Origin of the sequence: Rhizobium sp. FKL33 (assembly GCF_005222915.1) — a bacterium.
GTDB lineage: Bacteria > Pseudomonadota > Alphaproteobacteria > Rhizobiales > Rhizobiaceae > Rhizobium_E.
Window position 1 is genome coordinate 1 of record NZ_STFX01000022.1, and the last position, 12,108, is coordinate 12,108.

8 protein-coding genes and 1 tRNA gene are annotated in these 12,108 nt (G+C 60.8%); 2 read left to right on the top strand and 7 right to left on the bottom strand.

Going from position 1 to position 12,108, the window contains the following annotated elements:
• Positions 1–62: 62 nt before the first annotated feature.
• The 7 genes from E8Q41_RS14050 to E8Q41_RS14080 form a co-directional block, all read right to left on the bottom strand.
• Entirely contained in the window at positions 63–848 is a 786-nt protein-coding gene (locus E8Q41_RS14050; RefSeq protein ID WP_137156179.1) for a restriction endonuclease, read from the bottom strand.
• Between the two features lie 101 nt (positions 849–949).
• Complete coding sequence (locus E8Q41_RS14055) at positions 950–4,744, bottom strand: vitamin B12-dependent ribonucleotide reductase (protein WP_137156180.1); 3,795 nt, start codon at positions 4,742–4,744, stop codon at positions 950–952.
• Positions 4,745–5,425: 681 nt separating this feature from the next.
• Positions 5,426–6,001, bottom strand: coding sequence for a PDC sensor domain-containing protein (locus E8Q41_RS14060; RefSeq protein ID WP_137156277.1), 576 nt, complete (start codon positions 5,999–6,001; stop codon positions 5,426–5,428).
• A gap of 48 nt (positions 6,002–6,049) precedes the next feature.
• Positions 6,050–7,933, bottom strand: coding sequence for a methyl-accepting chemotaxis protein (locus E8Q41_RS14065; protein ID WP_137156181.1), 1,884 nt, complete (start codon positions 7,931–7,933; stop codon positions 6,050–6,052).
• Positions 7,934–8,360: 427 nt separating this feature from the next.
• Entirely contained in the window at positions 8,361–8,858 is a 498-nt protein-coding gene (gpt, locus tag E8Q41_RS14070; RefSeq protein WP_137156182.1) for a xanthine phosphoribosyltransferase, read from the bottom strand.
• Positions 8,859–8,969: 111 nt separating this feature from the next.
• Positions 8,970–9,800 carry a universal stress protein gene (locus E8Q41_RS14075; RefSeq protein ID WP_137156183.1) on the bottom strand — a complete coding sequence of 277 codons (831 nt, stop codon included), beginning with the start codon at positions 9,798–9,800 and terminating at the stop codon, positions 8,970–8,972.
• Between the two features lie 88 nt (positions 9,801–9,888).
• Positions 9,889–10,662, bottom strand: coding sequence for a competence/damage-inducible protein A (locus E8Q41_RS14080; protein ID WP_137156278.1), 774 nt, complete (start codon positions 10,660–10,662; stop codon positions 9,889–9,891).
• A gap of 218 nt (positions 10,663–10,880) precedes the next feature.
• Here E8Q41_RS14080 and wrbA point away from each other — a divergent pair, with 218 nt between their 5' ends.
• Together wrbA and E8Q41_RS14090 are read left to right on the top strand one after the other, a co-directional pair.
• Positions 10,881–11,480 carry an NAD(P)H:quinone oxidoreductase type IV gene (gene wrbA, locus E8Q41_RS14085; protein WP_137156184.1) on the top strand — a complete coding sequence of 200 codons (600 nt, stop codon included), beginning with the start codon at positions 10,881–10,883 and terminating at the stop codon, positions 11,478–11,480.
• 125 nt (positions 11,481–11,605) lie between these two features.
• Positions 11,606–11,690, top strand: a tRNA-Leu gene (locus E8Q41_RS14090).
• Positions 11,691–12,108: the final 418 nt, after the last annotated feature.

Consider the following 12,108-nt stretch of genomic DNA (forward strand, 5'->3'; position numbering starts at 1 on the left):
TGCAACCTCTTCAATCGAGCCGAATGCTGGAACTTCTTCAAAGCGGCAGGATGTGCCCCGGATTAATCGTACGATGCTCTAGTAAATGTTCCAGTTGTTATGAACAGCCCCTTGTCGGCGCGCCCCTGAAGAGCTCCTCGAAAATCTCTGATCTCCCTGGCTCCAACACTCCCTTGCCAACGCTTACATTGGAAGTAGACTTGAAAGGAAACAAGATTCACGCGGAGGACTCCAACACCGTCAATTCCTCCATCGCCGGATTTTCCTCGAACTTCAACTTTTACGAATCCTGCCTCACGCATTAAACGTTGCGAGAGACGCTCAAAAGCATCAGAAGAAATATTTAAGAGGCAATCTAATAATACTTCTTTCCAGGTTCGTTCAGCGGTAGGCTCCTCCGACACGTCCCCAACCACGACCTCGCCATTCGCCGCCTCTATTCCAACTTCATTTTTCTGTTTATGACGCTTTATTTTCGCCCGCTCTCGCTCTTCTTCATAAACTTTGTTGTATATATCTTGCGTCTGAGAACGATGGTTTATGTTCATACCCAATTCAGTTAAATTCCAAACGCCGCGTGCTGAGTTTTGGAGCGCGCCACCTCGCTTGAGAAAAGTGCGCGCCCAGGCGAGATAGTAGTTTAGTCTTTGGTCTCGTCCGTTCGGCATGAGATAGCTTTGCTCAAGCTCTGTTACCCCCTCCATCTCCGTCACAGCATCGTTTAGTTCATCAATCGCAGCGGATCCGCCAAGCGACTTAAGGGCGCTTACTGTTCTGAACATCATCTGAGGTAGATCGGGGAATCCATTTTCCTCAATTACAAAAGTCCTTGGCGCTAATTTTTCCATGACAACAAACACAGCCCAGCATGATTGAAAAACAAAAATCCCGCGGTAATTCAATTACCGCGGGATAAAGATTGAACTATATTTCAACCTGACGTCAAGCCTCAGCTGCAACCGCTCGTCGCGCCGCAGGTGTCGCACTTCTCGCAGGTGCCATTCCGCACCATGGTGAAGTTCTGGCATTCCGAGCACATATTGCCGGTATAGCCTTGCGCGATCGATTGCATGCGGCGGGCGTTCTCCATCTTCTTGGCTTCCGATTTCGCCGCTGCGGCGTCGGCGGCGGCCTTGTCGGAGAAGAGCGCGGTCGCGTCGGAGGCGGTTTCGGTGATCTCTTCGGTGATGTCCTCGACGAATTCCTTGGCGCGCTCTTCATAATCGCGCTTGAAGGAGACGACTTCCGAGGTCGAGATCGCCGTCACCGGCTCGAGCTTGCGCGCGGCGTTGCCCGAGAAGGCGGCGACGGTGGCCGAGGCCTTGGCCGGAGCGGCGGTCGCCGCGCCCTTGGCTTCCGAACGATCGACGCCCGAGCCGCCGACCAGCGTCGGCTTGTAGCCGCGGGTCCAGCCGGTGGAGATCAGGTTGGTCTTGCCTTCCTGGATGCCCTTGCCCAGCGCGGTGTTGGAGAAATCAGACGTGTCGACATGCGCCAGATCATGGCGGTTCAGGTAGCTGACGGCGAGTTCGCGGAACACATAGTCGAGGATCGACGTGGCGTTCTTGATCGCGTCATTGCCCTGCACGATGCCGGCCGGTTCGAACTTGGTGAAGGTGAAGGCCTCCACATATTCTTCCAGCGGCACGCCATATTGCAGGCCGAGCGAGATGGCGATGGCGAAGTTGTTCATCATCGCGCGGAAGGCGGCGCCTTCCTTGTGCATGTCGATGAAGATTTCGCCCAGGCGGCCGTCGCCGAATTCGCCGGTGCGGAGATAGACCTTGTGGCCGCCGATCACGGCCTTCTGGGTGTAGCCCTGGCGGCGGTTCGGCAGCTTTTCGCGTTCGCGCACGAGACGCTCGACCACGCGTTCGACGATCTTCTCGGTGACGGTGACGGCGGCTGCGGCGGCCGGAGCCTGCAGCAGCTCTTCGAGCGCGTCCTCGTCGTCCTCGTCCTCGATCAGCGAGGCGTTGAGCGGCTGGGAGAGCTTGGAGCCGTCGCGATAGAGCGCATTGGCCTTCAGGCCGAGCTTCCAGGAGAGCATATAGGCGCTCTTGCAATCCTCGACGGTGGCGTCGTTCGGCATGTTGATCGTCTTGGAGATCGCCCCCGAGATGAACGGCTGGGCCGCCGCCATCATGCGGATATGGCTTTCCACCGAGAGATAGCGCTTGCCGATCTTGCCGCAGGGATTGGCGCAATCGAAGACGGGCAGATGTTCCTTCTTGAGGAAGGGCGCGCCTTCCAGCGTCATCGCGCCGCAGACATGGATGTTGGCGGCTTCGATGTCCTTCTTGGAGAAACCGAGACGATCGAGCAGGTTGAAGTCGATCGCGTTCATCTCCTCGTCGGAGACGCCGAGCGAGCGCAGGAAATCGGCGCCGAGCGTCCACTGGTTGAAGACGAATTTGATGTCGAAGGCGGCCTTGGTGGCGGCGTTGATCGCTTCGATCTTCTCGTCGGTGAAGCCCTTGGCCTTCAGCGAACCGGGATTCACGCCCGGCGCCTGGTTGATGTTGCCATGGCCGACCGCATAGGCCTCGATCTCGGCGATCTGGCTTTCCGTGTAGCCGAGCGAGCGCAGCGCTTCCGGCACGGCGCGGTTGATGATCTTGAAGTAGCCGCCGCCGGCCAGCTTCTTGAACTTGACGAGCGCGAAGTCGGGCTCGATGCCGGTCGTGTCGCAATCCATGACCAGACCGATCGTGCCGGTCGGCGCAATGACCGAAACCTGAGCGTTGCGATAGCCATGCTGTTCGCCGAGCTCCAGCGCCTTGTCCCAGGCGGCGGTGGCGTGCGTCACGAGATCCTGATCCGGGCAATCGCCATGGATCAGCGCCACCGGATCGACCGCCAGCTTCTCGTAGCCGCTGGTCTGGCCGAGAGCGGCGCGGCGATGGTTGCGGATGACCCGCAGCATGTTGTCGCGGTTCGGGGCGAACATCGGGAACGGACCGAGTTCGGACGCCATTTCGGCAGACGTCGCATAGCAGACGCCGGTCATGATCGCGGTCAGCGCGCCGGCGATGGCGCGGCCTTCCTTGGAGTCGTAGGGAATGCCCGAGGACATCAGCAGGCCGCCGATATTGGCGTAGCCGAGGCCGAGCGTGCGATACTCATAGGAGAGTTCGGCGATGCGCTTGGACGGGAACTGCGCCATCATCACCGAGATTTCGAGCACCACGGTCCAGAGGCGGACAGCGTGTTCGTAAGCGGCGATGTCGATCCTGCCGGTCGCCTGATCCTTGAACATCATCAGGTTGAGCGAGGCGAGATTGCAGGCGGTGTCGTCGAGGAACATATATTCCGAGCACGGATTGGAGGCGCGGATCGGGCCTGCCGCCGGGCTGGTGTGCCAGTCATTCATCGTCGTGTTGAAATGCAGGCCCGGATCGGCCGAGGCCCAGGCGGCGTAAGAGATCGACTCCCAGAGATCGCGCGCCTTCAGCGTCTTCACCACCTTGCCGTCCTTGCGGGCGGTCAGGTTCCAGACGTCGTCGCGCTCGACGGCGCGCAGGAAGTCGTCCTTGATCGAGACGGAATTGTTGGAGTTCTGGCCGGCCACGGTCAGATAGGCTTCGGAATCCCAATCCGTGTCATAGGTCTTGAATTCCATGTCCTTGTAGCCCTGTCGGGCGAACTGGATGACGCGCTGGACATAGTTTTCCGGCACGAGCGCGGCCTTGGCGGCCTTGATCTCGCGCTTCAGCGCCGGGTTCTGCTTGGGGTCGTAGCAGGCGTCGTTGTCGGCCTCGCAATTCACGCAGGCCTTCATGATCGCCTTCAAATGCTTGGCGACGATCTTGGAGCCGGTGACGAGGGCCGCGACCTTCTGCTCTTCCTTGACCTTCCAGTCGATGTAGGCCTCGATATCGGGATGGTCGATGTCGACCACCACCATCTTGGCGGCGCGGCGGGTGGTGCCGCCCGACTTGATCGCGCCGGCGGCGCGGTCGCCGATCTTGAGGAAGCTCATCAAGCCCGAGGACTTGCCGCCGCCCGACAGCTTTTCGCCCTCGCCGCGCAGCGAGGAGAAGTTGGAGCCGGTGCCGGAGCCGTATTTGAACAGGCGCGCCTCGCGCACCCACAGATCCATGATGCCGCCTTCGTTGACGAGATCGTCCTCGACCGACTGGATGAAGCAGGCATGCGGCTGCGGATGCTCATAAGCCGACTTCGACTTCACCAGCTTGCCGGTGAAGGGGTCGACATAGAAATGGCCCTGGCCGGGGCCGTCGATGCCATAGGCCCAGTGCAGGCCGGTGTTGAACCACTGCGGCGAATTCGGCGCGACGCGCTGGGTGGCGAGCATATAGGCGAGTTCGTCGCGGAAGGTGAGCGCGTCTTCTTCGGACGAGAAGTAGCCGCCCTTCCAGCCCCAATAGGTCCAGGTGCCGGCGAGACGATCGAAGACCTGGCGGGCGTCGGTTTCAGAACCGTACTGCTCGTCCTTGGGGAGCTTGGCGAGCGCGGCGGTGTCGGCTTCCGAGCGCCACAGCCAGGACGGAACGTTGTTTTCCTCGACCTTCTTCAGCGCCTTGGGAACGCCGGCCTTGCGGAAATACTTTTGCGCCAGAATGTCGGCCGCGACCTGGCTGAATTGCTCGGGGACATGGATGTCGGCGAGCCGGAAGACGACGGAGCCGTCGGGATTGCGGATCTCGCTGGTGGCGGTTCGGAAGGCAATCGCGTCATAGGCCGATTTGCCCGCCTCGGTGAAATTCCGTTCAATGCGCATCTCTTCAATCCCCTAGCATCAGTGCCGCGCCATGGGCGCGAATGTCCTCGTCCGGCCCGAGGGAGCGCCTCGCAGCCAGTTCGCATCTCGTTACCTTTTGGGAAACAGGATTTCCGGTCGCCCCTTTATCTGGTGCCGAATTTAGCTGCAAACACTAAATATAGTATCAACAACTTTATCGGTCCAGCATTCGTTCCATGGCGGACGGAATTTTTCGACGCGGGTTCTCGGGTCCCGGAGACGCAGCAAAGCGACCGCCGGAGAGCGCTGAAACCATCGATTTTTCCATAGGATGAACCGGTCCTCGTAACTTTCCGGTCCAGTCGCCGCCGCAACGTTCCCATTAAGAAACAGGGGCCCGATTCCGTCAAGGGGTGGTCTGTGAAGGAATTATTAACACCATATCTTGTGGCGCAGGCATGTGGAAAAACGGGATAACGGCTAACCGCTTCTAATCTCGGCGTTTCGGGCCGAGACGAGGTCAAGCCGGGGCGGCTTGTTCACAGTTTGGTAAATCCAATATTTATTTTTTTCGCGAAATCGACCGATCGCTTTTGCGAGAGAGCGATCTGTGGCAGCGCAAAAACGAATCAGAAAAGCCCGAGCGGAAAAGCCGAAAAAAGCGCGGCCGGTCCCTGAGAGATCCGGCCGCAACGGTGTTCCGTAAGGGTAGTCGAACGCTCAGAGCGCGTCGAGATTGATGCCAATGGTGACGGCGCCGATCGGCGCGCCGCTCTCGTCGACGATGGTCATCGAGGCCTGAGACTGCAGCGCTTGGGTGGACTCGTCCTTCTCGGCTTCGTCGACGAAGAAGCCGTCCTTGCCGGCGCCGAAGCTCTTCTGGAACTTGTCTTCGTCGCCCTGCCAGTAGTCGGAGGTCACATCGCTCTGGCCGACATTGAGCCCCTTGGCGTCCATGACGAAGATTTCGGCGATGACGCCCTCGGACGCCTCCTGCTTCTCATGCAGGAATTTCGAGGCGGCGTTGTTGAGGACTTCGTCGATCATCTTGCGGTCGCCGCCGTCGACCTCGGCGCGCCAGGTCTTGTCGAGCCCGTCGATGTCGGCGTCGCTCAGGCCGGCGGTCTTGGCGTTCTGCGCCTTGATCGCCTCGATGATCACCGGATCGTTGATCCAGGTCGCCACATTGGCTTTCACATAATCGGTGACCGGCGCGACATGCGCTTCTTCGGCCTGCGCCGCCCATGGCGCCATCATTACCGCGGCCATGAGCATTGCTGTCAGTTTGTTCTTCATCATACGCCCTTTCCTTTTGCCCCGCACGCCTTCGTGCGTATCTCGACCTCAGAACTCCTCCCAGGAGTCCGTAACCGGCGCCGCGGCTGCCGCGGCGCGCATCGTCCGGGCAGGCGCCGGCCGGCGAACCGGAGCGGCGTCTGCGTATTGCTGCCTGTCCTGCCGCGTCGCGGCGGGAGCCTTGGCGCTTTCGCGGATGCGGAAGCGCTGGGCGCCGGCCTGCAGCGTCCGGCTCTGGCCGAGCAGGTCGTGGCAGGCGGCGCTGGTTTCCTCGACCATGGCGGCGTTCTGCTGCGTGGTCTGGTCCATCTGGTTCATGGCGCCGTTGATCTCGCGCAGGCCATGCGCCTGGCTCTGATAGGACTGCACCATGGTCTGGATCGTCTGGGTGATGCCGTTGACGCGCTGCTCGATCGTCACCAGCGCATCGCCGGTGCGATTGACCAGGTTGACGCCGTTGGAGACTTCCGCGTTCGACATGGTGACCAGTTGCTTGATCTCCTTGGCGGCGTTGGCGGAACGTTGCGCGAGTTCGCGCACTTCCTGCGCCACCACCGCAAAGCCCTTGCCGGCTTCGCCCGCCCTCGCCGCCTCGACGCCGGCATTGAGCGCCAGAAGATTGGTCTGGAAGGCGATTTCGTCGATGACGCCGATGATCTTGCCGATCTGGCTCGAGGACGTCTGGATCTGGTCCATGGCCCCGATCGCCTCGCGAACGATCAGCGCCGAATTATGGGCGTCGTTCTTGGCTTCCTCGACCATCTTGACCGCCGTCTCGGCATTACGCGCCGTAAGGTCGACGGTGGAGCTGACTTCCGACAGGGCCGCCGCCGTCTCTTCCAGCGCCGCGGCCTGCTGCTCGGTGCGCTTGGCGAGTTGCTCGGCGGAATTGGCGAGCTCCTGCGAGCCGTTCTCGACGGCGACAGAGACGCGCTTGATATTGTCGATCGCTTCGGCCACCGCCTCGATCATGCGGTTGAAGTCGCGCTGCACCTCGGAAAATTCCTGGCCGAGATCGTCGAGACGGATGCTGAAATCGCCATCGGCGAGTTTGCCGAGCGCTGCGGCGAGCGTGTCGACCACCGCGCGCTGCTGGTCGGCCGCACGCTTCTCAGCCTCGGCGTTGCGCCGACGCTCAGCCTCGTTGTTGGAGCGCTCGCGCTCCGCTGCGTCCTGCTGACGGACTTTGTCGATCGCCTGCTGACGGAACACGTCGAGCGCGCGCGCCAGGAAGCCGATTTCGTCGCCGCGCTCCTGATAGACCACCGGCGTATCGAGATCGCCCGCCTGCAGCTGATTGATGCGCTGGCTGATGCGGCCGAGCGGCGCGCCCACCAGTCGCCGCATCGCGAACAGGAAGGCCCCGACCGCGAGCATGATGACGCCGGACTGGATGGCGAGCGCAGTGAGCGCCTTGTTGCGCGCTTCGGCGAAAATCGCATCCGCAGACCATACGGTGACCACGACGCCCTGCGGCTTGCCCTTCTTGTCGAGCGGCAGCGGCGACGCAACCGCCACCAATCCATCCGCGACCCGGGCATGGCTGACTTCCGACTTCGCCGCGCCCTTTTGCGCAAGCGCCGCCACGTCCTCGGCGCTCAGTGAAAACTGGCTGTCCGGACGGGTCCAGGCGTCCACCGGCGCCCCGCTGGCGTTCAACGCGGAAAATTGCGTGAGATTGAGACCGGCATTGTCGCGATAGAGAGCGTAAGCCTCCTGCACCACGGCCGCCTTGCCCCATTTGACGCCGCCGGCGGCGAGCGTCGCGAACTGTTCGGAATCCTTGATCCAACCCCGCTCCGAGAGCGAAAGCATCTGTGCGCTCTCCTGCCGCCATGTGTTCACGGCGAGCCCAGCCAAACCGACAGCGTTGATAGCCACGATCAGAGCCGACAGTTTTACGGTGAGAGAGAGATTGCGGAATAACTTCATGGAGGAGACCTCTTTGGGCGCCGCTCCCGAAAAAACGCCGGGATGTTCCGCCTCTTTCGCCTGCCCTCATGGCAAGATTGCATAGCTGCCCTGCATATTCTGCTGAACAAATTATCTTTGCTACATTAAGAAAACATGAAACACGCCCCGATTGTTTTAACGAAAGAGGACACTTTTCGCTGAAACGGCGTTCTTGTGGCGCATGAATAGAAATTTTTCGGCAAATTCGGAGAGAAACCGAAAAATCATACAATCTTAGGGACCAGAATTTTCGAACGCCCACCCGCTTCGATTCGGAGGCGAAAGACGCATGATTGCCGACGTGCAACGAAGACATGACAGAACCGCCCCAAATGAAAAAAGGCCCGCTTGGGCCATGGGGCGCAAGCGGGCCATCGAAAACAGGACTGAGCCTTGCGAAAGGCGATCAGCCGCGATGATCCTTGGCGATCGGCTCCTGATAGGTGAAACCCATGTCCCAGGGGAAATAGATCCATGTGTCCTGCGAGACTTCGGTGACGAAAGTGTCGATCATCGGCACGCCCTTCGGCTTGGCGTAGACGGCGGCGAAATGCGCCTTGGGCAGCATGGCGCGGACTTCGGCCGCAGTCTTGCCGGTATCGGTGAGGTCGTCGACCACCAGCATCCCCTCGCCGTCATTTTCGAGCAGCGGCGCGGCAATGCCCTTCAGCACGTTCATCTCGCCCTGATTGACGTAGTCGTGATAGGACGCGATGCAGACCGTCTCGATCAGGCGGATATTGAGTTCGCGGGAAATGATCGCCGCCGGCACCAGACCGCCGCGGGTGATGCAGACGATGCCCTTGAACGGCTTGTTCAAACCCGCCAGTCTCCAGGCGAGCGCGCGGGCGTCGCGATGGAACTGGTCCCAGGAGACGGGGAAGGCTTTTTCAGGCAGCGACATGGAACGTCCTCGGATATCAGGTGGAAAATCTCCCGCGCCATTATCCGAGTTGCCGCCGCGCCGTAAAGTGCGCGGCGGCTTTGATCCCCGACAAAACCGAATTTCCTCCGGTCAGCGGGACATGAACACCGGCACCGTCATCGATTCCAGAATAATCTGCGTGACGCCGCCGAACAGCCTCTCGCGGATGCGCGCATGGCTATAGGCGCCCATCACCAAGAGATCGGCGGCGAAATCCGTGCAGCGGTTTTCCAGCACCGCCGAGATCGCCACCCGCTCGGACTCCTGGGTGTTGGTCGACACCTTCAGGCCATGCCGCGCCAGAGACTCGGCGAGATCGGCGCCGGTGAGCACCGCGCTCTTGGAGTTGGTTTCCTGCGGATCGACCGAAAAGAGTTCGATCTCGGCGGCGTCCTTGATCAGCGGAATGGCGTCGAACACGGCGCGGGTCGATTCACGCGAACCGTCCCAGGCCACGAGCACCCTGTTGAAGCCCCGGACCGGTTGATCGATCCAGGGAATGAACAGCGCCGGCCGCCCGGTTTCGAACAGCAATTCATCGACATCGCCGACCCGATCGGAGGCGGGCTGGCTGGCGATCACCAGATCGCTGACGCGGCAGGAATCGATCAGAGACTGCGACGCCATCACCCCGGTTCCCCGGCTGGCGCGCCAGGCGGAGGACACGCCTTCGCGCGCCGTCGCCTCGTTGAACGCGGCCTCGATGGTTTTCCGCCGTTCGGCCGCCGCCTCGTAAAGGCTGGCGATGATCGAGGAATCCGGCAGGTCGAAGGGCGTCATGATCGGCGGCGGATCGACGATTTCCGCATGCAGGCCGATGAGATGTGCGTTTTCCTTCCTGGCCACGCCGATGGCGGCGTCGGTCACCGCCTTGGCCGTTTTGGGGTCGGACAATACGACTGCTATCGTCTTGATGGGCATTGGAGCCTCCCGTCGTTGTTATCACGGTTTCAAGTCGACAATAGGCGCAAAGTTCCGCCCAACCTTGATCAAGGTCAATCCGGGCCGCTCAATCCGTGTCCGTGTCCGCTTTGGCCTCCCGCCGGGCGGCCACCTCGGCCAGCATGACCTCCAACGCCGCAACCGCAGCGTCAAGAGCCTCTTCGGTGCGGGCGCGCACCACGATGTCGGTGGAATAGCGCTGTCCGTCGAATTTGGGATAGGAGCCGATCACCGTCTCCGGATGGGCTTTCTGCACCGCCGTCAGCGGGCCGCCGATATCGCCTTCGCCGAAGTTGCAGGGCGTCGAGCGCGACAGCATCTTGGAGCCCGTGCGCAGCGTCGGCAGCACATTGTCGAGCATTGCCTGGAAGATGTTCGGCACGCCGGCCATCACATGAACATTGCCGATCGAAAAGCCCGGCGCGATCGACACGGGATTGTCGATATGGGCGCTGCCTTCGGGCAGCCGCGCCATGCGCTGGCGGGCTTCGTTGAACTCCAGACCGCGCGCCTGATACATCGCGCCCAGCAGCGCCATGGCCTTTTCCTCATGCGTGACAGGCACGCCGAAGGCCGCGCCAACCGCATCGGCGGTGATGTCGTCATGGGTCGGGCCGATGCCGCCCGAGGTGAAGACATAGTCGTATTTCGCCCTGAGCGCGTTGAGCGCCGCGACGATCTCGTCCTGCTCGTCGGGCACGATGCGGACTTCCTTGAGGTCGATGCCGTTGAGCGTCAGCATGTCGGCGAGATAGCCGATATTCTTGTCCTTGGTCCGTCCGGACAGGAGTTCGTCGCCGATCGCCAGCATGGCGGCCGTCACGATGTCGGTATGTGTCATCATCAGTGTCTCCGGGAAGATGGTGGGCAAACTGGGCCCGAGGTCAGCGCGTGTCAAGCCGCGCGCGCCGCCTCGGCGTAAAGCAAAGCTGTTTCACAAAACCTCCATTGTTCAACAATAGAGAACACTCAAGCCGCAAATTGCCATCCTGCCAGGGCGAAACGATCCGACTATATAGCGGTTGTCGAATTTTTCTCTGACAACGAAGGGACGCCACAATGGCAAAGGTTCTCGTGCTCTACTACTCCTCTTACGGCCATATCGAGACGATGGCCTACGCCGTCGCCGAAGGCGCGAAGTCCGCCGGCGCCGACGTGACCGTCAAGCGCGTGCCGGAACTGGTTCCGGAAGACGTCGCCAAGGGCGCGCATTTCAAGCTCGACCAGGCCGCTCCGATCGCCACCGCTGAAGAACTCGCTGAATACGACGCCATCATCGTCGGCGCCGGCACCCGTTTCGGTTCGGTCGCCTCGCAGATGCGCAATTTCTGGGATCAGACCGGCGGTCTGTGGTTCCAGGGCAAGCTGGTCGGCAAGGTCGGCGGCGTGTTCACCTCTTCCGCCACCCAGCATGGCGGCCAGGAATCCACCATCCTCAGCTTCATCCCGACGCTGCTGCATCACGGCATGGTCGTCGCCGGCCTGCCCTACGCCTTCGCCGGCCAGATGGGCGTCGACGCGGTCAAGGGCGGCTCGCCCTACGGCGCCACCACCATCACCGATGGCGACGGCTCCCGCCAGCCGTCTGAAGTCGAACTGGAAGGCGCAAAGTTCCAGGGCGCGCACATCGCCAAGCTCGCCGCCAAGCTCGTCGCCTGAGTTTGAACCGAGACATGTTGAAGGGCGGCGCTCGCGTCGCCCTTTTTTCGCGCCTGCAAGCGAGAAGCGCGCCGCCGCCCCCTTGATCGAATCCGCATGCCGGGTTAGGCGAAGGCATCTACTCTGCGGACATGGCGGAACTGGTAGACGCAAGGGACTTAAAATCCCTCGAGCTTGCTCGTACGGGTTCGATTCCCGTTGTCCGCACCAAAATCCAAATTCGAAAATTCACGCTGATATCGATTTCTCTTCCGGAAATTGTCTGCACCGACAGAATAACCAACGATTGAAAACTATTATTTCTGTAGAATGTCATTTTTTATCGATGACTTCTGTCAGTCTTGTCGATATCGGTTTTCGCAGGCGGTGCCTGCACCCCTAACTGCAAGCGCTGCGCCCGGCAGAGGCATCTTAATGAGGCCTCTGCCGTTTTTGCACAAGGCCAGCGCTGCGATGAGCCGGATCTGGGCTGAGAGCGCGTCTCAGCAACGCGGTTAACGGCGACTAAATCCAGCCCAAAAAGCATCAGTTATCGCTAAATTTACGCAACCGCTTCAAATCCTTTTAATTGCCGTCATCTATTTTAGCATCATCCAATAAGGGGCCGGAAATGCGGATGTCCTCCTTT